The organism is Dyella sp. OK584, assembly GCF_057787755.1.
Map to the genome: position 1 here is coordinate 3,012,335 of NZ_CM173542.1, position 24,421 is coordinate 3,036,755.

At 63.0% G+C, this 24,421-nt stretch carries 24 protein-coding genes and 1 tRNA gene; 15 read left to right on the forward strand and 10 right to left on the reverse strand.

What is annotated here, in order from left to right; genetic code table 11:
- The first annotated feature begins 1 nt into the window (after position 1).
- A complete protein-coding gene (gene clpS / locus AC3CBN_RS13550) occupies positions 2 to 328 on the forward strand; it encodes an ATP-dependent Clp protease adapter ClpS (protein WP_488633537.1) in 327 nt (108 codons plus the stop codon).
- A 61-nt stretch (positions 329 to 389) separates the two neighbouring features.
- Entirely contained in the window at positions 390 to 2,657 is a 2,268-nt protein-coding gene (clpA, locus tag AC3CBN_RS13555; protein ID WP_488633538.1) for an ATP-dependent Clp protease ATP-binding subunit ClpA, read from the forward strand.
- Positions 2,658 to 2,731: 74 nt separating this feature from the next.
- On the opposite strand, the gene infA is transcribed toward clpA, so the two are convergent.
- Positions 2,732 to 2,950, reverse strand: coding sequence for a translation initiation factor IF-1 (infA, locus tag AC3CBN_RS13560; RefSeq protein WP_019466733.1), 219 nt, complete (start codon positions 2,948 to 2,950; stop codon positions 2,732 to 2,734).
- Between the two features lie 82 nt (positions 2,951 to 3,032).
- Positions 3,033 to 3,308, reverse strand: coding sequence for a polyhydroxyalkanoic acid system family protein (locus AC3CBN_RS13565; protein WP_488633539.1), 276 nt, complete (start codon positions 3,306 to 3,308; stop codon positions 3,033 to 3,035).
- Between the two features lie 102 nt (positions 3,309 to 3,410).
- Between AC3CBN_RS13565 and AC3CBN_RS13570 the strand changes: the two genes are divergently transcribed.
- The 5 genes from AC3CBN_RS13570 (at position 3,411) to kdsB (ending at position 8,684) form a co-directional block, all read left to right on the forward strand.
- Positions 3,411 to 4,178, forward strand: coding sequence for an FHA domain-containing protein (locus AC3CBN_RS13570; protein WP_488633540.1), 768 nt, complete (start codon positions 3,411 to 3,413; stop codon positions 4,176 to 4,178).
- A 99-nt stretch (positions 4,179 to 4,277) separates the two neighbouring features.
- Complete coding sequence (gene serC / locus AC3CBN_RS13575) at positions 4,278 to 5,363, forward strand: 3-phosphoserine/phosphohydroxythreonine transaminase (RefSeq protein ID WP_488633541.1); 1,086 nt, start codon at positions 4,278 to 4,280, stop codon at positions 5,361 to 5,363.
- A gap of 80 nt (positions 5,364 to 5,443) precedes the next feature.
- The gene (gene pheA / locus AC3CBN_RS13580) at positions 5,444 to 6,532 is read left to right on the forward strand and encodes a prephenate dehydratase (RefSeq protein ID WP_488633542.1); all 1,089 of its coding nucleotides are present in this window, start codon (positions 5,444 to 5,446) and stop codon (positions 6,530 to 6,532) included.
- Between the two features lie 39 nt (positions 6,533 to 6,571).
- Complete coding sequence (aroA, locus tag AC3CBN_RS13585) at positions 6,572 to 7,870, forward strand: 3-phosphoshikimate 1-carboxyvinyltransferase (protein WP_488633543.1); 1,299 nt, start codon at positions 6,572 to 6,574, stop codon at positions 7,868 to 7,870.
- Positions 7,871 to 7,904: 34 nt separating this feature from the next.
- On the forward strand, positions 7,905 to 8,684 hold the full coding sequence (kdsB, locus tag AC3CBN_RS13590; protein ID WP_488633544.1) for a 3-deoxy-manno-octulosonate cytidylyltransferase: 780 nt from the start codon (positions 7,905 to 7,907) through the stop codon (positions 8,682 to 8,684).
- Here kdsB and AC3CBN_RS13595 read toward each other — a convergent pair.
- Complete coding sequence (locus AC3CBN_RS13595) at positions 8,681 to 8,839, reverse strand: LPXTG cell wall anchor domain-containing protein (RefSeq protein ID WP_488633545.1); 159 nt, start codon at positions 8,837 to 8,839, stop codon at positions 8,681 to 8,683. The two genes, kdsB and AC3CBN_RS13595, sit on opposite strands and share 4 nt — an antisense overlap.
- A 138-nt stretch (positions 8,840 to 8,977) precedes the next feature.
- On the opposite strand from AC3CBN_RS13595, the gene AC3CBN_RS13600 reads away from it, so the two are divergent.
- The 4 genes from AC3CBN_RS13600 to AC3CBN_RS13615 all read left to right on the forward strand — a co-directional run bounded on the left by AC3CBN_RS13600 (position 8,978) and on the right by AC3CBN_RS13615 (position 12,217).
- Positions 8,978 to 9,454 carry a low molecular weight protein-tyrosine-phosphatase gene (locus AC3CBN_RS13600; protein ID WP_488633546.1) on the forward strand — a complete coding sequence of 159 codons (477 nt, stop codon included), beginning with the start codon at positions 8,978 to 8,980 and terminating at the stop codon, positions 9,452 to 9,454.
- 17 nt (positions 9,455 to 9,471) lie between these two features.
- The gene (gene uvrC, locus AC3CBN_RS13605) at positions 9,472 to 11,298 is read left to right on the forward strand and encodes an excinuclease ABC subunit UvrC (protein ID WP_488633547.1); all 1,827 of its coding nucleotides are present in this window, start codon (positions 9,472 to 9,474) and stop codon (positions 11,296 to 11,298) included.
- A 174-nt stretch (positions 11,299 to 11,472) separates the two neighbouring features.
- Entirely contained in the window at positions 11,473 to 12,081 is a 609-nt protein-coding gene (pgsA, locus tag AC3CBN_RS13610) for a CDP-diacylglycerol--glycerol-3-phosphate 3-phosphatidyltransferase (RefSeq protein ID WP_488633548.1), read from the forward strand.
- Between the two features lie 60 nt (positions 12,082 to 12,141).
- Positions 12,142 to 12,217: transfer RNA gene (locus AC3CBN_RS13615), tRNA-Gly, on the forward strand.
- 141 nt (positions 12,218 to 12,358) lie between these two features.
- On the opposite strand, the gene cycA is transcribed toward AC3CBN_RS13615, so the two are convergent.
- The 7 genes from cycA to AC3CBN_RS13650 all read right to left on the reverse strand — a co-directional run bounded on the left by cycA (position 12,359) and on the right by AC3CBN_RS13650 (position 20,699).
- A complete protein-coding gene (cycA, locus tag AC3CBN_RS13620; RefSeq protein ID WP_488633549.1) occupies positions 12,359 to 13,771 on the reverse strand; it encodes a D-serine/D-alanine/glycine transporter in 1,413 nt (470 codons plus the stop codon).
- Positions 13,772 to 13,901: 130 nt separating this feature from the next.
- Positions 13,902 to 14,642 (reverse strand): 2OG-Fe(II) oxygenase, encoded by a 741-nt coding sequence (locus AC3CBN_RS13625; RefSeq protein ID WP_488633550.1) that lies wholly within the window; start codon positions 14,640 to 14,642, stop codon positions 13,902 to 13,904.
- Positions 14,639 to 15,412 (reverse strand): methylated-DNA--[protein]-cysteine S-methyltransferase, encoded by a 774-nt coding sequence (locus AC3CBN_RS13630; RefSeq protein WP_488633551.1) that lies wholly within the window; start codon positions 15,410 to 15,412, stop codon positions 14,639 to 14,641. Before AC3CBN_RS13630 ends, AC3CBN_RS13625 begins: the two co-directional genes overlap by 4 nt.
- 134 nt (positions 15,413 to 15,546) lie before the next feature.
- Complete coding sequence (locus AC3CBN_RS13635) at positions 15,547 to 16,083, reverse strand: DUF2058 domain-containing protein (protein WP_488633552.1); 537 nt, start codon at positions 16,081 to 16,083, stop codon at positions 15,547 to 15,549.
- A 146-nt stretch (positions 16,084 to 16,229) separates the two neighbouring features.
- Entirely contained in the window at positions 16,230 to 17,438 is a 1,209-nt protein-coding gene (locus AC3CBN_RS13640; protein ID WP_488633553.1) for an acetyl-CoA C-acyltransferase, read from the reverse strand.
- Positions 17,439 to 17,625: 187 nt separating this feature from the next.
- On the reverse strand, positions 17,626 to 19,998 hold the full coding sequence (locus tag AC3CBN_RS13645) for a 3-hydroxyacyl-CoA dehydrogenase/enoyl-CoA hydratase family protein (protein WP_488633554.1): 2,373 nt from the start codon (positions 19,996 to 19,998) through the stop codon (positions 17,626 to 17,628).
- Between the two features lie 77 nt (positions 19,999 to 20,075).
- Positions 20,076 to 20,699, reverse strand: a complete 624-nt coding sequence (locus AC3CBN_RS13650) for a TetR/AcrR family transcriptional regulator (RefSeq protein WP_488633555.1) — start codon at positions 20,697 to 20,699, stop codon at positions 20,076 to 20,078.
- Positions 20,700 to 20,934: 235 nt separating this feature from the next.
- On the opposite strand from AC3CBN_RS13650, the gene ndk reads away from it, so the two are divergent.
- From ndk to AC3CBN_RS13670, 4 genes are all read left to right on the forward strand, one after another.
- Positions 20,935 to 21,360, forward strand: coding sequence for a nucleoside-diphosphate kinase (gene ndk, locus AC3CBN_RS13655; RefSeq protein ID WP_488633556.1), 426 nt, complete (start codon positions 20,935 to 20,937; stop codon positions 21,358 to 21,360).
- Positions 21,361 to 21,371: 11 nt separating this feature from the next.
- Positions 21,372 to 22,505 (forward strand): dual-specificity RNA methyltransferase RlmN, encoded by a 1,134-nt coding sequence (rlmN, locus tag AC3CBN_RS13660; RefSeq protein ID WP_488633557.1) that lies wholly within the window; start codon positions 21,372 to 21,374, stop codon positions 22,503 to 22,505.
- A complete protein-coding gene (gene pilW / locus AC3CBN_RS13665; RefSeq protein WP_488633558.1) occupies positions 22,495 to 23,292 on the forward strand; it encodes a type IV pilus biogenesis/stability protein PilW in 798 nt (265 codons plus the stop codon). Before rlmN ends, pilW begins: the two co-directional genes overlap by 11 nt.
- Positions 23,293 to 23,363: 71 nt before the next feature.
- The gene (locus tag AC3CBN_RS13670) at positions 23,364 to 24,326 is read left to right on the forward strand and encodes a RodZ domain-containing protein (protein ID WP_488633559.1); all 963 of its coding nucleotides are present in this window, start codon (positions 23,364 to 23,366) and stop codon (positions 24,324 to 24,326) included.
- The last annotated feature ends 95 nt before the right edge of the window (positions 24,327 to 24,421 follow it).

Here is a 24,421-nt window from a genome sequence, read left to right on the forward strand (position 1 = left end):
CATGGCTCACGAACCCGAACACGAACAAGGCAGCGGTCACGGCCTGGCAATTGAAACCTCACGGCCGGAGGTGGCTCGCCCCCCTCTCTTCCAGGTGGTGCTGCTGAACGACGATTTCACCCCGATGGATTTTGTGGTCGAGGTGTTGCGCAGCTTCTTCAACCTGGATCAGGAGCGTGCCGTGCAGGTCATGCTTCACGTACATACGCGAGGGAAGGGCGTTTGCGGGGTGTTTACCCGGGAAGTTGCCGAAACCAAGGTCACTCAGGTAAACGAATATTCACGTGCTCATCAACACCCTTTGTTGTGCACTATGGAAAAGATGTAAGCGTCCCCATTTTGTAGCCATCGCGGCGTAGCCGCCCTGACACATAGCGGAGAAGGTCCGGATGTTCAGCAAGGATCTCGAAGTCACCATCGGCCAGTGCTACAAACAGGCCCGCGAGCAGCGTCATGAGTTCATGACGGTGGAACACCTGCTGCTCGCACTTACCGAAAACCAGTCGGCCCTGGGCGCCCTGCGTGCCTGTGGCGTCGATCTGCCGCGCCTGACGCGCGAGCTGGAAAAGATCATCGCCGAGACCGTGCCCGTGCTACCGCATGGTGACGAGCGCGATACCCAGCCCACGCTGGGTTTCCAGCGCGTGCTGCAGCGTGCGGTCTACCACGTGCAGTCTTCCGGCCGTAAGGAAGTCACCGGAGCAAACGTGCTGGTGGCGATCTTCGGTGAAAAGGATTCCCATGCCGTGTATTTCCTGCACCAGCAGGAAATCACCCGTCTGGACGTGGTCAACTATATTTCCCACGGCATCGCCAAGATCGGTGACGAGCCGTCCTCCAGCATGCCTGGTGGCGAGCGCGACAGCGAAGACGGCGAGCCCAAGGGCAATCCGCTAAGTGAGTACGCGAGCAACCTCAACGAGCTGGCGCTGGAAGGCAAGATCGACCCGCTGATCGGTCGTCAGGACGAAATCGAGCGCACCATCCAGGTGCTGTGCCGCCGCCGCAAGAACAACCCGCTCTATGTGGGTGAGGCTGGCGTGGGCAAGACGGCCCTGGCGGAAGGCCTGGCCAAGCGCATCGTCGATGGTGAAGTGCCGGAGGTGCTGGAAAACTCCACCATCTGGTCGCTGGACCTCGGCGCGCTGGTGGCTGGCACCAAGTACCGCGGCGACTTCGAGAAGCGCCTGAAGGCGGTGATCGGCCAACTCAAGAAGCAGCAGGGTGCGATCCTGTTCATCGACGAGATCCACACCATCATCGGCGCCGGTTCCGCCTCGGGCGGCACCATGGATGCGAGCAACCTGATCAAGCCCATGCTGGCGTCGGGTGAGCTGCGTTGCATCGGTTCCACTACGTTCCAGGAATTCCGCGGCATCTTCGAGAAGGATCGCGCGCTGGCCCGTCGCTTCCAGAAGATCGACGTGGTCGAGCCGACCGTGGCCGACAGCCTGGAGATCCTCAAGGGCCTGCGTTCGCGCTTCGAGGAACATCACAACGTTGCCTACACCAACGAGGCGTTGAAGGCCGCAGTGGATCTGTCGGTGAAGCACATCCCCGACCGTCTGCTGCCGGACAAGGCCATCGACGTGATCGACGAAGCCGGTGCGCGCCAGCGCCTGCTGCCGGTCGACCAGCGCACGGGCAAGGTTGACGTGCCGGAAGTGGAATACATCGTTGCCAAGATGGCGCGTATTCCCGCCAAGCAGGTTTCGGCATCCGATCGCGACGTGCTCAGGAACCTTGAGCGCAACCTCAAGATGGTGGTGTTCGGCCAGGATGCGGCCATCGAGGCGCTGGCCGCATCGATCAAGATGGCCCGTTCGGGTCTGGCCGACCCGTCCAAACCGATCGGTTGCTTCCTGCTGGCCGGCCCCACAGGCGTGGGCAAGACGGAAGTCACCAAACAGCTGGCGATGCAGCTGGGCATCGAGATGATCCGCTTCGACATGTCCGAGTACATGGAAGCGCATTCGGTCTCGCGCCTGGTCGGCGCACCTCCGGGCTACGTTGGTTTCGACCAGGGTGGCTTGCTCACCGAGGCGGTGACCAAGCATCCGCATGCCGTGCTGTTGCTCGATGAAATCGAGAAGGCGCATCCGGACGTGTACAACATCCTGCTGCAGATCATGGATCGCGGCGTACTGACCGATACCAACGGGCGCGAGGCGAACTTCAAGAATGTGGTGGTGGTGATGACCACCAATGCGGGCGCTCAGCAGGCGTCACGTCGCGGCATCGGCTTCGTCAAGCAGAACCATTCGATGGACGCGATGGAAGTGATCCGCCGCACCTTCACGCCGGAGTTCCGCAACCGTCTGGATGCAGTCATCCAGTTCAATGCGCTGGACTTCGATCACATCCTGCGCGTGGTCGACAAGTTCCTGATCGAACTGGAAGCCCAGCTCACCGAGAAGCACGTGAGCCTGGACGTCGACGCCGATGCCCGCCGCTGGCTGGCCGAGCACGGCTTTGACCCGCAGATGGGCGCGCGCCCGATGGCCCGCGTGATTCTGGAGAAGGTGAAGCGCCCGCTGGCCGACGAACTGCTGTTCGGCAAGCTGGCCGAGGGTGGCAAGGTGTCCCTGAGCGTGAAGGAAGGCGAACTGGTGGTCACGACTGAGGCGGCGGAGAAGTTGCCGGCGACGGTAAGCTGATCCTCGTCCTTCGGGCAACACGAAAAGGCCGCGCAATGCGCGGCCTTTTTCTTTGCACTCCCATTGGGAGAGGCTTATTTCATGCGGTACGTAATACGACCCTTGGTCAGGTCGTAAGGGGTCATCTCTACCTTCACCTTGTCACCGGTGAGGATGCGGATGTAATGCTTGCGCATGCGGCCGGAGATATGGGCCGTGATGACGTGGCCGTTTTCCAGCTGCACGCGGAACATGGTGTTGGGCAGGGTCTCTTGGACCGTACCTTCCATTTCGATGACGTCGTCTTTGGCCATGCGTTCCGGTGGGGCTATGGCAGCCATCATGGCCGCGTAAGACGAGGATTATGGCACGGAAGTTCCAATGGTTAAAGAATCATCAGCCAAAATGCTCATCGAGCTTGCGGCGGATCTCCTGTTCGACCATACCTTTCAGCGGCGCCAGCATCATTCCCAGCTCGGCCGTGACCTGGATAGCATCGGTACCTACCGCGATGCTGCCGTTCACCCCGGGGCGCGAAAAGCGCAGGGTGTCGCCCTGCCACTGACCGTCCATGCCGAACTTTTCCTGCATGCGCGCGGCAACTTTGTCGACCACGGCACGAGCCTCGGCCACGGACAGCTGGTGCGACCGGTGGATGTCGATCTTTGGCATGGGCGGGCTCCGAAATAGGTAATCGCCTATGGTAAGCCAGATGTGCTCGGAGAGCAGGTACGCATCTGCTAGAGTCCCGGGCGACTATTCAGCGGTTCACTGATGCGCATCGAGTTTCCCAATTCGGCCCGAGAGGATTTCCACTGGGATGCGCCCGCGTTGCGGATTGGCAGTGCGCCGGACAATGACCTGATTCTGGCGGCCCATCAGGCCGGCACGCACCATTTGCGGATTCTGCTCGACCGTCGTGGCTGGGTGTTGCAAGTGCTGCCGCAAGGTAGCCGTGTCTATGTGAATGCGCGGCCGGTGCGAGAGAAGGCGCTGCTACGCGCCGGTGACATTCTTAGCGTCGGAGACTGCCGCATGCTGCTGCGATCCGACGAAGAGCCGGCCCACAGCCTGCCGGTCACGGTACCAGCGGAAGGACGCTGCACGGTGGCGCTACGTGCCGTGGCGGGCCCGCTGTCGGGTCGCGTGCTGTCGGTACAGGACAAGCTGGAGCTGGGCCCGTTGGGCCGCATCCCGCTCGAGTTGTCGCAAGGCGAGTCGGCCTCGCTGTCGGTGTTCTGGCGCGATGGGCAGCTGGTGCTTGAGGTTGGGCAACCTTCCGTGCGCTATCCGCTGCGCGTCAATGGCGTACCAGTGCAGCAGGCGGCGCTGCGGCCGGGCGACCAGATCGGCTTGGGCATGCACCGTTTTGTGGTGGATGCACCCGGACTCGAGCCTGAGCCGGAGATTCCCCAACCCGAGCCGGAACACGAGCACCTTCCCGAAGAGGATGCGGGCCCCCGAGGTGAAGTGTGGTGGTTGATCGCCACCGCCGCCGTGCTGGCGTTGGGCATCGCGGTGGTGCTGCTGGTGCGTTTCTGAGGCATCGACAGGTCTTTTTCGAGACGCGTTCGCACGGGTTGACGATGTGTTGCTGCGACGCGGCATAATGCGGTGATTACTCCCGCGAAGGCGTCGTCAGTGAGCAGACTCTGGAATTTCAGCGCCGGCCCGGCCGCGCTGCCACAACCGGTACTCGAACGCGCCCAGCGCGAATTGCTTGACTGGCAAGGCTGCGGCGCCTCGGTGATGGAACTGTCCCATCGCGGCAAGCCGTTCATGGGCCTGGCTCAGCAAGCGGAAGCGGACCTGCGCGAACTGCTCGCCATTCCAGAGAATTACGCCGTGCTGTTTCTGCAGGGCGGAGCCACCCAGCATTTTGCCCAGATCCCGATGAACCTGGCGGGTGAGGGCGATAGCGCCGACTACATCGTTACCGGCCACTGGGGCGAGAAAGCCGCCAGCGAAGCGGCGCCCTATGTCAAGGTGAATGTCGCTGCCAGCAGCAAGGGCGAGCACTACCAGCGCGTACCGCTGCGCGACACCTGGCAGCTCGATCCGCGCGCGGCCTACGTGCATTACGCGACGAACGAGACCATCCATGGCGTGGAGTTCCACGACATCCCGAACGTGGGTGAGGTGCCGCTGGTGGCGGACATGTCTTCCGACATTCTGTCCGGCCCCATCGACGTATCACGCTTTGGCCTGATCTACGCCGGTGCGCAAAAGAACATCGGCCCATCCGGTCTGGTGGTGTTGATCATTCGGCGCGATCTGCTCGAGCGTGCGTCGCGCCCGATGGCGCGCATCTTCCGTTACGCCGACCACGCGGCGAACGATTCGATGCTCAACACGCCCAACACCTGGGGCTGGTATCTGGCGGGGCTAACCTTCCAATGGCTGAAGGAACAGGGCGGCCTCATCGCCATGCAGGAGCGCAACCTGGCGAAGGCACAGCTTCTGTACGGCGCCATCGATGGTTCGGGTGGCTACTACCGCAACCCGGTGGAACACGCCGCCCGTTCGCGCATGAATATCCCGTTTACCCTGCACGACAGTGCATTGGACGCAGCGTTTCTCAAGGAATCGGAAGCCGCCGGCCTGCTCGCGTTGAAGGGCCACAAGGCGCTTGGCGGCATGCGCGCGTCGATCTACAACGCAGTGCCACTGGAAGCCGTGCAGGCACTGGTCGCTTTCATGGCGGACTTCGCCAAACGTCACGGATGAAACCGTTGCACGCTGGTCTGCAGATCGGGGAGTATCCCTGATTCCCCATTTGGACTTCTTTCCTTCCGAAGCGGCATGAGATGACCGACAAGAAATCCTCGCTCTCCGATGTGCGCGAGCGCATCGACAGCATCGACCAGCAGATCCAGCAGCTGATTTCCGAGCGCGCCGAATGGGCGCAGGAAGTGGCGCGCGTCAAGGGCGAAGGGCTTTCGGCCATCGACTATTACCGCCCCGAACGCGAGGCGCACGTGTTGCGCATGGTGGTGGACCGCAACCATGGCCCACTGTCCGACACCGAGATGGTGCGGCTATTTCGCGAGATCATGTCCTCTTGTCTGGCGCAGGAAGATCCACTGAAAGTGGGCTTCCTCGGGCCCGAGGGGACGTTCAGTGAACAGGCGGTGCGCAAGCACTTCGGCCACGCTGCCTATGGCCTGCCGTTGGGCAGCATCGAGGAAGTGTTTCAGGAAGTCGCTGCGGGCCATGCCGATTTCGGCGTGGTGCCAGTGGAGAACTCGGGGCAAGGCATGATCCAGGTAACGCTGGACATGTTCCTCACTTCCGACGCCACCATCTGCGGCGAAGTCGAATTGCGCGTGCACCAGTGCCTGCATTCGCTGCATGGCCGCCTCGAGGACATCAAGCGTGTCTACGCGCACGCGCAGTCGTTGCAGCAGTGCAAGACCTGGCTGCGCATCAACTTGCCGGGTGTGGAATGCATTGCGGTGAGCAGCAATGCCGAGGCGGCGCGCTTGGCGCGTCATGCGGACGACGCCGGCGCCATCGCAGGCGAAACGGCCGGCCGTGTTTATGGCCTCAAGACCGTGGCACCGGCCATCGAGGATCGTGCCGACAACACCACGCGCTTCCTGGTGATTGGCCGCTCGCTTTTTCCGCCTTCGGGCAACGACCGCACGTCATTGCTGATTACAGTCAACGACAAGCCCGGCGCGCTGTTCGATGTGCTCAAGCCGTTCGCCCAGCACGACATCAGCCTTAACCGCATTGAGTCGCGGCCCGCGCACTCGGGCAAGTGGCAGTACGCGTTTTTCATCGACGTGTCCGGTCATGTCAATGACGAGCCGATGCAAGCCGCAATGGCGGAAATGGGCTCGGCTGCCGCCCAGGTGCGCGTGCTCGGCTCCTACCCGGTGGCGTTGCCCTGATATATGCGTAACCGCGCAGGCGGCCGCTGGAGATTTCACGTGAATCGACTCGACTGGACCAGTCATTCCGGCCGCGCGCTGCATGGCAGCGTGCGCGTGCCTGGCGACAAATCGGTTTCGCATCGCGCCCTGATGCTGGGCGCACTGGCGGAAGGCACCTCGCACATCCGTGGCTTCCTCGAAGGCGAGGACACGCGCGCCACTGCCGCTGTGCTGCAGCAACTTGGCGCGCGCATCGAAACACCCGCCGATGGTGAGCGCGTAGTGCATGGCGTGGGTCTGCATGGACTGCACGGCACCACGCAACCACTCGATTGCGGCAACGCAGGCACGGGCATGCGGCTGCTGGCTGGGCTGCTCGCCGGGCAGGCGTTCGACAGCACGCTGGTGGGCGATGAATCGCTTTCCAAGCGTCCGATGCGCCGCGTCACCGATCCGCTTGCGCTTATGGGCGCAATCATCGACAGCCCGGATGGCCTGCCGCCACTGCGCATGCGTGGCGGCCAGTCGCTGCACGGCATCCGCTACACCTTGCCGGTGGCCAGCGCCCAGGTGAAGTCGGCACTGCTGCTGGCGGGCCTGTATGCGCAAGGTGAGACCGAGGTGATCGAGCCACATCCCACCCGCGACTACACCGAACGCATGCTGGCTGCGTTCGGTTGGCCGATCGATTTTGCGCCGGGCCGTGCGCGTCTCAGTGGCGGTCACGCCCTGCGCGCCACCGATGTCGAGGTGCCTGCGGATTTCTCCTCGGCGGCGTTCTTCCTGGTTGCCGCGAGCATCGTGCCCGGTTCAGAGCTTCGCCTGCCGGTTGTGGGACTCAACCCTCGCCGCACGGGTCTTCTGCAGGCCTTGCGTCTGATGGGTGCAGATATCCGTATCGAGAACGAGCGCGAAAGCGGTGGCGAGCCGGTGGGCGACCTGGTGGTGCGTCATGCGCCGTTGCATGGCATCGAACTGCCGGAGGCGCTGGTGCCAGACATGATCGACGAATTCCCCGTGCTGTTCATTGCTGCCGCTGCCGCCGAGGGACACACCGTAGTGCGCGGCGCCGCCGAGTTGCGCGTGAAGGAGTCCGATCGTATCGCCACCATGGCCAGCGGTTTGCGCGCCTTGGGCGTGTCCATCGAAGAAGCGCCAGATGGCGCGACTATCGAAGGTGGCGCCATTGGCGGCGGCGCCATCGAGAGCCATGGCGATCACCGCATTGCCATGAGTTTCGCGGTGGCGGGGCTGGTCGCCACGGCTGCGGTCCGCATTAACGACTGCCATAACGTGGCAACGTCGTTCCCCGGTTTCCTCGAGCTGGCCAACGGCTGCGGCTTCGCTTTGGCGTAATCGGTTAGGCTTCACGCTCCATTTCGAGGCCGCCATGTCCGCCAGCATCCCGCCTTTCATCGTCGCCATTCCCGCCCGCTACGGTTCCACTCGCCTGCCGGCCAAGCCCTTGCGCGAAATTGCCGGTGTGCCAATGGTGGTGCGCGTGGCACAACGGGCCTTGCAAGCCGGTGCGACACAGGTGGTGGTGGCGGTGGATGACCAGCGTATTGCCGATGCGCTGGCCGGGCAGGGTGTCGAGGTGTGCATGACGCGCAGCGACCACGCGTCAGGCAGCGATCGCTTGGCCGAATGCGCACTGCATTACGGCTGGGCGGATGACGCCATCGTGGTGAATCTGCAGGGCGACGAACCCTTTGCGCCGGCTGCGGGCATCCGCGAAGTGGCACGCGCGCTGGCTGAAGATGACGCACCGGTGGCAACGCTGGCCACGGCCATCACCGAGGCTCACGAGCTGTTCGACCCGAACGTGGTCAAGCTGGTGCGTACAGCCAGCGGCCGTGCGCTGTACTTCAGTCGGGCACCGCTACCCTGGGCGCGCGATGCGTTTGCGGTACATCGCAACGTACTGCCGGAAGAGGTGCCGTTTTTGCGTCATATCGGCATCTATGCCTATCGCGCCGGTTTCCTGAAGCGTTACACCCAGCTGTCGCGAACGCCATTGGAGCAGGCCGAGTCGCTGGAGCAGCTACGCGTGCTCGAACATGGCCACGCGATTGCCGTGCGCCTCACGCCCGAGCCGTTTCCGCCGGGTATCGATACCGAGGCGGACCTGGAGCGCGCGGAGCATTGGCTGGCGCAGGGGCGGGGTTAACGTCGCCGGCGCACCACCACGATGAACGCGCAGGCCAGCAGTACGCCCAGTGCCAATCCGATGCCTGCACCCCACAATGAGCCCTCGTCCCCGCCCACGGCGCGGCCGATCAGAAAGCCCAGCACGAACAGCACCGGTAACGGCAGGCAGCCCATCGTCGATCCTCCATCCCTATCGTCGCAGCGCATTCGGCAGGGAGGCAATCGTTTGCTCGTCATGCTTGTGTCGAGGCGATCCAGCCCATAGTTTTTCCAGCGAACGCGGCCCACGCCGTGATGCGCGGAAACGTCGTGATGCCGTTGAAAGAATCCCCAACCTCCATTCTGTTCGTGTGCCTGGGCAACATCTGCCGGTCGCCGTTGGTGGAAGCAGTGGCGCGCCGGCGCTGCGCCGAAGTGGGCCTGGATGTGACGCTGGCTTCGTGTGGCACCGGGAACTGGCATGTCGGCAAGGGAGCGGACCAGCGCATGCAGAAAGCGGCGGCCGCGGCGGGATACGACCTCTCCCAGCACCGTGCCCGGCAGGTGCGCAGAGACGACTTTCTTGCCTATGACTGGGTGCTGGCGATGGACGAGGACAATCTCGACGCTTTGCTGAAACAGCGTGGACCGCAAGGCGCGCCGACCGAACTGTTCTTGCCGTGGGCAGGCGTCGGTGCGCCGCGTGAGTTTCCCGATCCCTATTTCGGCGACACGGATGAATTCCGCGACGCCGTCACGCTGGCAGAGAAGGGCGTGGACGGCCTGATCGCACGCCTGCAGGGACGCTGAGCGGATAGAATCCAACGATGCTGCCCACTCCGCCGCCCGCCTTCGACGGCAAGGCTTTCGTCAAGACACTCACCACGTCACCCGGCGTCTATCGTTATTTCGACGAGGACGACGACCTGCTGTACGTCGGCAAGGCCGGCAGCCTGAAGAAGCGCGTCGGCAGCTATTTCCTGAAACCACGGATGGAGCCACGTATCGCGGCGATGGTGTCGCAGATCGCGCGCGTCGAGATCACCGTGACCCGCACCGCGGGCGAGGCGCTGCTGCTGGAATCGCAGCTGATCAAGTCGCTCAAGCCGCGCTACAACATCCTGCTGCGCGACGACAAAAGCTATCCGTACATCTACCTCTCCGGTGGCGAGGACTATCCGCGACTGGCGTTCCATCGCGGTGCGCGCAACATGCCGGGGCGCTACTTCGGGCCATACCCGAGCACGTTCGCCGTGCGCGAGAGCCTCAGCCTGATGCAGAAGCTGTTCAAGGTGCGCCAGTGCGAGGACAGCTATTTCAGGAATCGTTCGCGGCCATGCCTGCAGCACCAGATCGGCCGTTGTACAGCGCCATGCGTGAAGCTGATCACGGTGGAGGACTACCGCAGCGACGTGCGCCATGCGGAGATGTTCCTCGAAGGCCGCAGCAGTGTGGTGATCGATGAGCTGGCGGGCGAGATGGACAAGGCCAGCAAGGCACTGGAGTTCGAACGCGCCGCCGCCATGCGCGATCAGGTAGCCGCGCTGCGCAAGCTGCAGGCGGAACACCACGTACAGGGCGCCAGCGCCGACATGGACGTGTTGGCTTGCCGCATCGAGGCCGGCATGGCATGTGTCAGCGTGCTGTTCTTCCGCAACGGCATCAGCCTGGGCACACGCGACTTCTTTCCACGCTTGCCACTGGATGCCGAGCCGGCCGACGTGCTGGAGCAATTCATCGCGCAGTACTACCTGGACCGGCCGGTGCCACGGGAGCTGATCCTGGGCGAGGCGTTGCCTGATCAGCAGATCCTGGCAGAAGTGTTGGTGCAGCAGTCAGGGCATGCGGTCGAGCTGAAATCGAGCGTGCGCGGTGAACGCGCGCGCTTCCTGCAGATGGCCGAGCGCAACGCGCAGGCTTCGCTCACCGCCAGACTGGCCAGCCGCCAGACGCTGGGCGCACGTTTTGACGACCTGCAGAAATTGTTGGAGCTGGACGAGTCTCCGCGTCGTCTCGAATGCTTCGACATCAGTCACACACAGGGCGAACTCACGGTGGCCTCGTGTGTGGTGTTCGGTCCGGAGGGGCCGGAGAAGTCCCATTACCGCCGTTTCAATATCAACGGCATCACACCAGGCGACGACTACGCCGCCATGCATCAGGCCCTGGTGCGACGCTTCCGCAAGGTGGCCGAAGGCGAAGGTGCCCGCCCGGACGTGTTGCTGATCGACGGCGGCAGCGGCCAGGTGGCGCAGGCGCTGGATGTGCTGAAGGAGCTGGGTGTCACGGGCATCCATGTGGTCGGCGTGGCGAAAGGGCCGGGCCGGCGCGCCGGCGAAGAGACGCTGATCCTGGCGGACTCCGGGCGCAATCTGCATCCCGGCCCGGCGTCGCCGGCATTGCATCTGGTGGCGGCAGTTCGTGACGAAGCGCACCGTTTCGCCATCAGCGGCCATCGCAAGCGCCGCGAGAAAGCGCGCGAGCGCAGCGTGCTGGAAGATGTGCCAGGTATCGGAGCGCGGCGCCGCGTGGCGCTGCTCAAGGCGTTCGGCGGATTGGCCGGCGTGGAAGCCGCTGGCGTGGAGGAGCTAATGCAGGTCAAGGGGATTGATCGCGGACTCGCCGAACGCATTTATGCTGTGCTGCATGGCTAGCGAAGTTCCTCTTTGGCTTTTTTGCTCCTCATTCCGGCGAAGGCCGGAATCCAGCGACTTGTCCAGCGCCCTAAAGGCACTGGATTCCGGCCTTCGCCGGGATGACGGACATGTCGGTCGTCATCCGGCCAAGCCGCTACCGCTCCGTCGAACGCGTTAACCCGGAAAGGATTTATGCACATCAACCTGCCAACCTGGCTCACCCTGTTCCGCGTACTGCTGTTGCCGGTCATGGTGGTGGTTTTCTATTGGCAGTTTCCGGGGCACAACATCACCGCGGCCATTGTGTTCGTGTTGGCCGCCATCACGGACTGGCTCGATGGCTATCTCGCGCGCCGCATGAATCTCACCTCGGCTTTTGGTGCTTTCCTGGACCCGGTTGCCGACAAGCTGATGGTGGCCGTCACCCTGTTTCTGCTGGTGGAAACGCATCGTGGCGGCTGGCCCGGCATCCTGATGGCGGTCACGGCGGCCATCATCGTGGGACGTGAGATCAGCGTCTCGGCGCTGCGTGAATGGATGGCCGAAATCGGCATGCGTTCCACGGTGAGAGTGGCCTTCATCGGCAAGCTCAAGACCGTGATGCAGATGGTGGCCCTGGTGGTGCTGATCGTTCAGCACGAAAAAAGCGCCGAGGCGCTGCGGCTTTACCACATCGGCGAGGCGCTGCTGGTGATCGCCGGCATCCTCACCATCTGGTCGGGCCTTTACTACCTGCGCGCCGCCTGGCCGAGCCTGCGCGGGGACGGGGCCGGCCACACTTTGCCCCGCGACGATGGCTGAATCCGTTCATGACAGACGCTTGACGGCTGCCGATTAGCCATTACAATGCGCGACTCCGATGCGGGAATAGCTCAGTTGGTAGAGCACGACCTTGCCAAGGTCGGGGTCGCGAGTTCGAGTCTCGTTTCCCGCTCCAAAATTTTGATACGCGAACCTTCCTGAGTTCGCGGGTCACATAAAAAAGAGGCTTCGGCCTCTTTTTTCGTTTCTGCGCTGAGCACCTGCTCTGATCGGCAGGACCCGGGCCACGGATGCAGTGGCCCGGGCATGGTCGCCGTCAGTGCGTGTGCTTGCGGTGTTCGATGGCCTGCTTGCGATAGAACGGATAACACAAGCCCAGGCAGACGAACCAGATCGGCGCATACATCAGGCCAGTCAACGTGTCGGCCTTCTGCGTGAAAACCGCCAGCACGAACACGAAGAACGCCAGCACTACCCAGCACATCAGTACGCCGCCGGGCATCTTGAAGATCGATCGCTCATGCCGCTCAGGATGCAGTTTGCGGTAGCGCATATAGGCAATCAGGATCAGCGACCACACGAAGATGAAGCAGATGCTGGAGATGGTGGTCACGATGGTGAACGCCGTCATGATGTCGCCTTGCTGGTAGAGCAGGAGCACACCGACGAATAGCAGCGCACAGGAATAGGCCAGGCCGTTGGCCGGCACATTGTTGTTGCTCAGCTTGGCGAACGGACGCGGCCCCAGCTTGCCGGCGGAGAGGCCGTAAAGCATGCGTCCAGTGGAATAGATGCCGCTGTTGGCGGATGAAGCAGCAGAAGTCAGCACCACGAAATTGATCAGACTTGCTGCGATCGGCACGCCAATCAGCATGAACAGGTTGACGAATGGGCTCTTGTCAGGCGCGACCTGGTTCCACGGCGTCACCGTCATGATCACCAGCAGCGCCAGGATATAGAACACGATCACGCGAATCGGAATCGAGTTGATCGCCTTGGGCAGAGTCCGCTCCGGGTCCTTCGCCTCCGCCGACGTGGTGCCGACCAGCTCGATGCCGACGAACGCGAACACCGCGATCTGGAAGGCCGCCAGGAAGCCCGCGCCACCATGCGGAAACCAGCCGCCGTAAGCCCAAAGGTTGGACACCGCGGCCTTGGCACCGGTGGGCGAAGTGAAACCGACAGCGATAAGCACCGCGCCGATCGCGATCAACGAGACGATGGCAATAATCTTCACCAGGGCGAACCAGAATTCCAATTCACCGAACATCTTCACCGTCAGCAGGTTCAACCCCAGCAGCAGAAGAATGCACGAGGTGCCGGGCAGCCATAGCGGCACGCCGGGAGCCCAGAAGTGGATGTAGCCGGTAATGGCCACCACGTCGGCGATTCCGGTCACCACCCAGCAGAACCAGTAGGTCCAGCCAGTGAAGAAACCGGCGCAGGGGCCGAGCAGGTCGTAGTTGAAGTCGACGAAGGATTTGTAATTCAGATTGGAGAGCAACAGCTCGCCCATCGCCCGCATCAAGAAGAACAACATGCTTCCGATGATGGCGTAGGTGAAGATCACCGACGGACCCGCCAGGCTGATGGTCTTGCCCGAGCCCATGAACAAGCCGGTGCCGATGGCGCCGCCGATGGCGATCAGCTGCAGATGTCGGTTGTGCAGGTTTCTCTGCAGGTGATGTTCCGGATTGGCTTGCCCTAGGGGGGCTTCGCGGTTCTTCATCGTCGGCACGGTCCTGTCGGAGGCGGAGCGGCGCCAGAACGCCGCGGTGGATGCGCGGACGTACCGGCGAAAGCGATCATCCTAAAGGATTCCCGGGTGGGGAATCACCTCGGCCGTGCGGGCCGCTGTTTCATTGCGCATCGTGGAAAATGATGCCCAACGTGTGGCGCTGTCCCGAGTGCACCCGGCTGACGCCATGCCGCAGATTCACCCGATACGTGCCGCGCGTTCCCTGTACGGGGCGATGGTGCACGGCAAAAACCACGGCATCGCCTTGCTGTAGTGGCACGACTTCCGGCCGCGATTGCATCCGCGGACGCTGCTCGGTCAGCACAAATTCCCCGCCGGTGAAATCGTGCCCTGGTTCTGACAACAGAATCGCCACTTGCAGAGGAAAGACGTGCTCGCCATACAGATCCTGATGCAGACAGTTGTAGTCGCCGGGGCCGTACTGCAGCAGCAACGGCGTCGGTCGAAGTTGCTCCGCGGCGTGGCAGCGCGCAAGAAATTCCGCATGCATCGGTGGATAGCGCACATCGATGCCCATGCTCTCGTTCCAGTGATTGGCCAGTGGAACGAGATGTGGATAGATGCCGGTGCGAAGCCGTGCCACGAGATCAGGCAATGGATAACGGAAGTACTTGTATTCACCGCGGCCGAAGCCATGGCGACCCATGACCACGCGGCTTCGAAACAGCGTGTCCTGCGCGTAGAGCCCGACCACGGCGCGGCAGAGTTCCGGAGGCAACAGGCCGGCGATCATGGCGCTTCCTTGCGCATGGAGTTCTTCCGTTAGGCGCGGCCAGTTCACGGTTCGGAGGCGCTCGTCGACATCGTCGGATAACGCCATTTGCATCAGCTGAGCACTCATGCGCGTGCCTCCCGCTGCAGCAACTCGCGCTTGCGTTCGACGCCCCATCGATAGCCCGACAGCCCACCGTCACTGCGCACGACGCGATGACAAGGGATGATCACCGCAAGGCGGTTTGCGGCGCACGCCTGCGCCACCGCCCGCATTGAGTGTGGCGCACCAATGCGATGGGCGATGTCGGCATAGCTGGCTGTCGAACCGGCAGGAATGTCACGCAGCGCCTGCCACACACGCTTTTGGAAATCCGTTCCTCGCGTGTCGAGCGGCAGGTCGATCGTTTTTGCAGGCGATTCGATGATGGTTGCTACCTGGCCCAGCAACCGCGTCGCCCGGTGGTCGCCCTCGATCATCGCGGCTCGCGGAAAGCGCTGTCGCAAGTCATTCACGAGCTCCGCGCGGGAGTCGCCAAGCAGGACAGCGCAAACGCCCAGGCCATTGCGGGCCACCAATAGCGCGCCCAGCGAACACATGCCCAGGGCAAATGTCAGATGCTCAGCGGTTTCGTTGACCCGTGGCATCGTCTGGTCCGGCTTGCAGCGCTTGCAAGGCCGAAATCCAGCACGCTCGGCGTCATCGCCTGTCTTATGGAACATCACGTTTTCTGGGCGGGCAGGGCGCGCGGCGCAGGACGGCCGGCAATACACGCCTGTCGTTTTCACCGAGTAGTAGAAATGGCCATCCGCTGCCGCGTCGTGGGCCATTACACGCGCCCAGCGCGGATCACTCAATGTGGCGGCAGCCAGCTTTGCGTTTGTCTCGGACCGGTTCATGGATTGCCTCCCAACGTGGATATCGTGGGATCAATCTAGTCAGCGACGTCGGTGCGGACACTCCGTTTCTTGCGCAGGCGTTCGAGTGCGATGCGCCCGTTTTGCAGGGCATTGCGAGCTGTCAGACGGGTTGATTACCAGGTCAGATCGTCCGGCACCTGAAACTGCTTGTAGTACTCATCGTCGTCGCTTTCAGCCGGGTTCGAAGGGGTGAGACCGTGATCGAGCACGATGACCGTTTCGTCACGGGCGCGAATTTTGTCCGCGGCGACGCGGGGCAGCAATTCGTAGCCCTGTCCGGCACGGACGATCACCAGGGCGCCCTTGGCCAGCTGCGCGCGCAGCGTCTCATTGACGAGCACATTCTGCATCTTGTCGCCGTCGGTGAAGCGATAGCTGATCTCGCCTTCGCGCTTGATCCTGTTGGCTTCGATGATCTGCTTGATCTGCGCGTTCAGTTCATGGGTGCGGGCTTGCGCATTGCGTTCGGCGGCCAGCGCTCGATCACGTTCTGCACGCTCAGCTTGCAGTCGCTGTGCGTCAACTTTGTCCTCGGGGGGCGTCGCCGCCTTGCCTTGACGCTGCTTGGCCTGTTCGCGGGCCACCTGGTCGACCTTGCTCTTCTTCGCCAGGCCGGCCTTGAGTAGTTGTTCCTGCAGGGGATTGCGCATGGGGGTGCTGGGTGGTGGCTAGGCGTGATCGCGACCACCGATTGTAGCGCGGCTCGCCGCAAGGCTTCAGGTGGTCGTTCTGTCTGCGCAAAAGGAAACGGCGCCGTATCGCTACGGCGCCGTTCGGCCTTACGAAGGTATGGCTATCAGAGCGCTTCGAACACGCCCGCTGCACCCATGCCGGTGCCGATGCACATGGTCACCATGCCGTACTTCTGTTTGCGACGGCGCATGCCGTGGATCAGCGTGGCGGCGCGGATCGCACCGGTGGCGCCCAGCGGGTGGCCCAGCGCAATGGCGCCGCCCAACGGGTTGACCTTGCTCGGGTCGAGGCCGAGGTCGCCGATGACAGCCAGCGCCTGTGCGGCGAAGGCTTCGTTGAGCTCGATCCAGTCCAACTGGTCCTGCTTGATGCCGGTCTGCTTGAGCGCCTTCGGAATCGCTTCCTTCGGACCGATGCCCATCACTTCCGGCTTCACGCCGGCGACGGAGAAGCCCACATAGCGCGCGATCGGCGTGAGGTTGAACTCCTTGATGGCCTTCTCACTGGCGATCAGCAGCGCGCCAGCGCCGTCGGACATTTGCGAGGAGTTGCCGGCGGTCACGCTGCCGCCGAACTTGTCGTTGCGGAACACCGTGCGCAGCTTGCCGAGCACGTCCATGGTGGTGCCAGCGCGAGGACCTTCGTCGGTGTCGATCAGGCGGCTATCGGTGATGATGCCGCGCGTGGCCAGGTTGGGGTAGCGGTCGTCGAGCTGGAACGGCGTGATTTCTTCCTTGAACTCACCGGCAGCGATGGCGGCCAGCGCGCGACGATGGCTTTCCACCGCGAAGGCGTCCTGCTGCTCGCGCGTGACCTTCCACTGCTCGGCCACTTTCTCAGCGGTGATGCCCATGCCGTAGGCGATGGCGCGGTCTTCGTCGTTGGCGAAGATGGCGGGGTTCATCGCTATTTTGTGGCCCATCATCGGCACCATGCTCATGCTCTCGGTGCCGCCGGCGATCATCAGGTCGGCGACGCCGACCTGGATGCGGTCAGCGGCCATCGCGATGGCCTGCACGCCCGACGAGCAGAAGCGGTTGATGGTGACGCCCGGCACGGTGTACGGCAGGCCGGCCAATAACGCGCCGATGCGTGCCACGTTCATGCCTTGCTCGGCTTCCGGCATGGCGCAGCCGATGATCACGTCTTCGATGCGATGCGGGTCGATGCCCGGCGCCTGCGCCATCACGGCGCGGATGACGTGGGCGAGCATGTCGTCGGGACGGGTGTTGCGGAACACGCCGCGCGGCGCCTTGCCGACCGGGGTGCGGGTGGCGGCGACGATATAGGCGTCTTGCACTTGCTTGGTCATGGTTTTGCTCCGTGGCGTCGCGCGGTTCGCAGCGACGCTATTGGTTTTTTGATCGTCACTCGAACTGGATAGTGACGAGCCATGGCGAGTTCCGGCTCTTTGCTCGTCATTCCCGCGAAGGCGGGAATCCAGTGTCTTTAAGTCGCTGGATCCCCGCCTTCGCGGGGACGACGAGCTGTGGAGTCGTTTAGTTCCTCAGCGGCTTACCCGTAGTCATGGTGTGCGCGATGCGGGCCTGGGTCTTCTCGGTCTTGGCCAGCTCCACGAAGTGCTTGCGCTCCAGCGCCAGCAGCCATTCCTCGTCGACCAGCGAACCGCGCTCGATCTTGCCGCCGCACAGCGTGTCCGCGATGCACGTGGCGATGGCCACGTCATGCGGAGAAGCGAAATAGCCTTCCGCCAGGTTGGCGAGCGAGGCCTGGAACGTGGCGGTACCTACGTCACCGGCGGCCGGGATGGCACGAGCCGGCATCGGCGGACGGTAGCCACTCTCAGCGAGCGACAGCGCCACCTTCTTGGCCACGTACAGCAGTTCGTAGGCGTTGAACACCACCAAGTCGCTGTCGCGAAGCAGGCCCAACTGCTTGGCTTCCATCGCGCTGCCCGAAACCTTGGCCATGGCGATCGTCTCAAACACCTTCTTCAGCGCCTCGAACGGATCTTCTGGGTTCGCCTTGGCGGCGCGAACGGCGAGTTCCTTCAGACCGCCACCGGCAGGCAGCAGGCCCACGCCGGCTTCAACCAGGCCGATATAGCTTTCCAGCGCTGCCACGGTGCGTGCCGAATGCATCTGGAATTCGCAGCCGCCGCCGAGGGCGAGCCCGCGAACGGCGGAAACGACCGGCACCAGCGAGTGCTTGATGGTCATGCTGGTGCGCTGGAAGTTGGCGACCATCTTGTCAAAGTCGTCGAACTTGCCGGCCTGCAGCAGGCCCAGGGCACCTTTCAGATCGGCGCCGGCCGAGAACGGCTCACCGGTCTGCCAGATCACTACGGCCTTGAGTTTCTCTTCGGCCACACCGATGGCGTGCTGCACGCCATCGAGCACATAGTCGTTGACCGTGTTCATCTTGGTCTTGAACGAGATGATGCCCACGCCGTCGTCGCCCAGCGTCCACAGGCGCACACCGTCGTTCTCCCACACCGTGGTGCCCTGGTCGAACTTCTCGCCCAGGATCGGATCGGGGAACAGCTGGCGCTGGTATACCGGGTGCTGCGAGCGCGGCTTGTTCTTGCCTTCAGCGGCGGACCAGGAACCTTCCTTGCCGTGCACGCCATTGCGACCGTCGGTGACCCACGCCGGCAGCGGCGCCTTGCTCATGGCCTTGCCTGCAGCGATGTCCTCGGCGATCCAGCCCGCCACCTGCTGCCAGCCGGCAGCCTGCCAGGTCTCGAACGGACCGAGCTTCCAGCCGTAGCCCCAGCGAATGGCGAAGTCGACGTCGCGTGCGGTATCGGCGATGTCGGCCAGGTGATAGGCGCTGTAGTGGAACAGGTCGCGGAAGGTGGCCCAGAGGAACTGCGCCTGCGGGTCAGCCGACGCACGCAGCTTGCCGAACTTCTCGGCTGGATCCTTGATGGCGAGGATCGCGGACACCTCGTCAGAAGCTTTCTGCTCGGACGGGCGGTAATCCTGCTTGGCGACATCGATGACCACGATGTCCTTGCCGGCCTTGCGATAGAAGCCCGCGCCGGTCTTCTGGCCCAGTGCGCCCTTGGCGATCAGGCCCTGCAGCCATACCGGCGCCTGGAAGTACTGGTGCCACGGATCATCAGCCAGTGTGTCGGCCATGGTCTTGATGACGTGCGCCATGGTGTCCAGGCCGACCACGTCGGCGGTGCGGTAGGTCGCACTCTTGGGACGGCCCACGGCCGGGCCGGTCAGCGCATCCACCGTATCGAAGCCCAGTTTGAACTGTTCGGTGTGATACATCGTGGCCAGCATCGAAAACACGCCGATGCGGTTGCCGATGAAGTTCGGGGTGTCCTTGGCGTAAACCACGCCCTTGCCAAGCGCAGTGGTGAGGAATGCCTCGAGGCCTGCCAGCACGTTCTTGTCGGTGAGCTTGGTCGGAATCAGCTCGACCAGGTGCATGTAGCGCGGCGGGTTGAAGAAGTGCACGCCGCTGAAGCGATGGCGCATTTCTTCCGGCAGCGCCTCGGCCAGGCCGTTGATCGACAGGCCCGATGTGTTGGAAGCGATTACGGCGGTCGGCGACAGGTGCGAAGCGATCTTCTTGTACAGATCAAGCTTCCAGTCCATCCGTTCGGCGATCGCCTCGATCACCAGGTCCACGTCCTTGAGGTGGTCCAGGTCTTCGTCGTAGTTCGCCGGGATGATCGCGGCGCCCACGTTCTTGTCGGCCAGCGGTGCCGGCGACAGCTTCTGCAGATTGGCAATGGCCTTCAGGGCGATGCCGCTCTTGGGACCTTCCTTGGCGGCAAGGTCGAACAGCACGGTTTCGACACCGGCATTGGTCAGGTGCGCAGCAATCTGCGCGCCCATGACGCCGGCGCCGAGTACCGCTGCCTTGCGGATACGTAGTGGTGTTGCAGTCATTGGCTTCTCCGTAGTGCGAGACACTGGGGGTAAGACTGGTGGCCGTTGCCGGCCGGGGAAGGTTGGGTACAACGAATTCAGGGCGACTTGAGGCCTGCGGCGGCAAAGCGGATCAGGTGGGCAGTGGTTTGCTCACGGTGCTGCTGTTCGGGCACATCGCTTTTCCGCTGGATCATGCCGAAGCCGGACATGGCATGGGTCAGCGCGCCGGTCACCAGATCCACGCGCCAATACAGCTCCTCCTTGCTGAGATGGGGGAGCAGGCGGGCGAATTCAGCGGTGAACTGGCGCATGACATGGCCGTAGTTGTCCGACAAGAACTTGCGCAAGGTGTCGTCGTGTTCGGCAAATGCGCGCGCCAGCACGCGCATGAACAGCGAACCGCTGCCATCGTGGGAAAGTTCCAGTGCAGGCACGATGAAGGCGGCCAGCACGTCCTCGACGGTAGTTCCTGCGTCCCCGGCCACTTCCTGCAGGGCGGCCATGCGGCGGCCGTTCAGCTGGTCGAGGCGGCGTCGGAACACCTCTTCGATGAGTCGGTCCTTGGAGCCAAAGTGGTAGTTCACGGCAGCCAGGTTGACCCCGGCGGCTGCCGTAAGCTGCCGTAAGGAGGCGCCTTCAAAGCCGTGCCGGGCAAACAACTCTTCCGCGGCACCCAGGATGCGCTCCTTGGTCGGCAGGACGGCTTGGGATGCTGGCATGGTCCGTAGGCCTCAATTGAGAATCAAACGATCGTTTGAGCATACGCGGGTCGATTTGCACCCGTCAAACGATCGTTGGAGGGTCCCGGGGCGGCCCTGCGCCTGGCTTGCGTATCAGTTAGAATCTGTCAAACTTTCGTGAGCTAAATCCGCATATTCCCGTCGGATTTGGCGTAATTTGCCGGTAACGATCGGCCCGCCCACTCAAATACCAGTTTTCCCGGAGCAGACCCACATGGCGCTGGAGCGCACCCTTTCCATTATCAAACCCGACGCAGTTGCCAAGAACGTGATCGGCGAAATCTATGCACGCTTCGAAAAGGCCGGCCTGAAGGTTGTCGCCGCCAAGATGAAGCACCTGTCGCGCGCGGAGGCCGAAGGCTTCTATGCCGTGCATCGCGAGCGTCCGTTCTTCAAGCCACTGGTCGAGTTCATGATCTCTGGTCCGGTGATGGTCCAGGCGCTCGAGGGTGAGAACGCCGTCCTCAAGCATCGTGACCTGATGGGCGCCACCAATCCGAAGGACGCCGCGCCGGGCACGATCCGCGCCGACTTCGCCGACTCCATCGACGCGAACGCAGTACATGGTTCCGACGCGGCCGAAACGGCCAAGGTCGAGATCGCGTACTTCTTCGCCGAGACGGAAGTCTTTTCGCGTTGAGGTATGAAGTTGTGAACCAGGTAGTCGTCAATCCACCCGAGAAGGTCAACCTGCTCGACTTCGATCGCCAGGGCTTGCGCGATTTCTTCGCGCAGCTTGGCGAGAAGCCGTATCGCGCCGAGCAGGTGATGAAGTGGATCTACCACCGCCTGGAAGACAACTTCGAAAACATGACTGATGTGGGCAAGGCGCTTCGAACCAAGCTCGAAGCGTCGTGCTATGTCGGCCCGCCGAAGACCCTGTTCGACAAGGGCGCCGCCGACGGCACGCACAAATGGCTGCTCGGCATGGATGGCGGTAACGCCATCGAGGCGGTGTACATCCCGGAGCCGACCCGCGGCACGCTGTGCGTGTCCTCGCAGGTCGGTTGCGGCCTCAACTGCACGTTTTGCTCCACCGCGACGCAGGGCTTCAATCGCAACCTCTCGACGGCCGAAGTCATCGGCCAGATGTGGGTGGCGGCCAAATACCTCGGCAACGTCACGCACCAGAATCGCCGCATCACCAACGTGGTGATGATGGGCATGGGCGAGCCGCTGCTGAACTTCGACAACGTGACCAAGGCCATGAGCCTGATGCGCGACGACCTGGGCTTCGGCCTGGCCGCCAAGCGCGTCACCCTGTCGACCGCCGGCCTGGTGCCGATGATCGACAAGCTGTCGGAAACCATCGACGTGTCGCTGGCCGTGTCGCTGCACGCCGCCAACGACGAGCTGCGCACTGAACTGGTGCCGCTCAACAAGCGCTACCCGATCGCCGAGCTGATGGCTTCCTGCCAGCGCTGGCTGGATCGCAAGCCGCGCACCTCGATCACCTTCGAATACACCCTGATGAAGGGTGTCAACGACCAGCCCGAGCACGCCCGCCAGCTGATCAAGCTGATGCGCCGCATGCCCACGTGCAAAGTCAACCTGATTCCGTTCAATCCTTTTCCTGGCACGCGTTTCGAGCGCTCCGACGCCGAAACCATCCGCGCCTTCCAGACCCAGTTGCTCAATGCCAACGTGCTGACCATGCTGCGCCGCACCCGCGGTGACGACATCGACGCGGCATGTGGCCAGCTCAAAGGGCAGGTATTGGATCGCACCCGTCGCCAGGCCGAATTTCGAAAGCGTCTGGACGAAGGGGCGAGTCATGCGGCTTGATCGGATTCTGTTGAGTGCCGGCGTAGCCGCACTGATGACTGGTTGTGTCACCACCACGACCACCGACGCCGGTGGCGTGTCGACCAAGATCCCGCATACCACCAAGGCCGAGCAGAAGGAGGATGGTGCGCGCATCCACACCCAGCTCGGTCAGCAGTACATGGAAAACGGTGACCTGCAGGACGCGATGGTCAAGCTGAACAGGGCGCTGCAGTTCGACCCCAACTATGTGCCGGCGCATACGGTGATCGCGGTGCTCTACGAGCGCATCAACGATCTGCCCAACGCCGAGTTGCATTACCGCAGGGCCGTGGCGCTCGCTCCCGACAAGGGCGACACCAACAACAACCTCGGTTGGTTCCTGTGCAACAAGGAAGGCAAGACGGTCGAGGCCGCCCCGTATTTCCAGAAGGCCGTGGCCGATCCGTTCTACCAGACGCCGACCGTGGCCTGGACCAACGCTGGCACCTGTCTGTCGCGCACCCGTGATTTCGCGGGTGCAGAAGTGGACTTCCGCAAGGCCATCGAGATCGACCCGCAGAATGGCCAGGCGTTGTATCAGCTCGCCAACGTGCTTTATCTTCAGAACGATGCGTTCCGTGCTCGTGCCTTCATCCAGCGTTTCGATGCGCTGGGCCAGCCGAGTGCAGCGGCGCTCAAGCTTGGCCATGACATTGAATCCCGGTTGGGCAACAAGGATGCTGCTCTCAACTACAGTAGGCGACTGCAAAGCCAGTTCCCGGATTCGGAGCAGGCGCGCGCCCTCGACGCAACTGCAAGCCAATGACACATCAGCAGTCAAATTCGGCCGACAGCGGCAACCGAGCATTCACCTTTACTGACGCACCCGACGCCATCATGGACACGGAACACTCCTCGTTGGAAACGATCACCGGCCGGCTGGGCGGACGCCTGCGGGCAGTGCGCGAGGCGCGCGGCCTGGACGTGGAAACGTGTGCACATGCCTTGCGCCTGCCGACGCGGGTGCTGCGCCAGGTCGAGAACAACGAGTACGGCGGCATCGACTATCAGGTCTATCTTGGCGGCTATCTCACCAAGTACGCCCGTTACCTGGGTGTCGACGAAGCCGAGGTGAAGGCGGAGCTGGAGCGCATCAAGCCCAGCCAGCCAACCCTGGTTGCCACGGGTGGTATTTCACATTCGCGCTATTTGCTCGAGAACTACGCGCGTGCGGCAACCTATGTGGTGCTGACCGCCGCTATCGTGGTGCCCACCATCTGGCTGGGCGTGCGCGGAACGCTTGATCGCGATGTCAGTCACCTGGCGCCGCTCGACGCCACACCAGTGGCTCAAGTGGATGCGCCGGCAAACGCCGCCACCGCTGCTGCGCCTTCAGTTGCTGATGCCAGTGGTGCAGATGCAACCAGCACGATGGCTGCTGCCCCGGCAAGCCAGCCGGCCACGCCGCCCGCTCGCCCGCAGGATCAGCAGCCGCTGATGGCTTCGATGGCTCCGTTCCCGAATCTCGGCAACGATGCTGCGCATGCAACGCCATCGCCGGCACCCGCTGCAGATGCCACTGGCAATGGTGTGCACAGCCTGGTGCTGAGCCTGCAGGATGCCAGCTGGGTGGAAGTCACCACCAAGGATGGCTCGCGTCTCGAATACGGTCTGCTGCCCGCTGGCAGCTCCAAGACCTATCACAGCGACCAGCCGCTTGAAGTGCGTATCGGCAACGCTAATGGCGCCCAGGTGATGTTGGACGGCCAGCCGATGGCGCTCGACAACTATCGTCGCTCCAATGTCGCCCATTTCCGCATAGAAGTGCGCGACGGCAAGGCCGCTCCGGCCGGCGCCTGATCACTACGCCGGACCTGTGCGGTCCGGCGCAATCGGTTATGCTTGCCCATTGTCCGCTCGGCAGCGAGCGGACAAGTCGGGCTGATTTCTTTTTC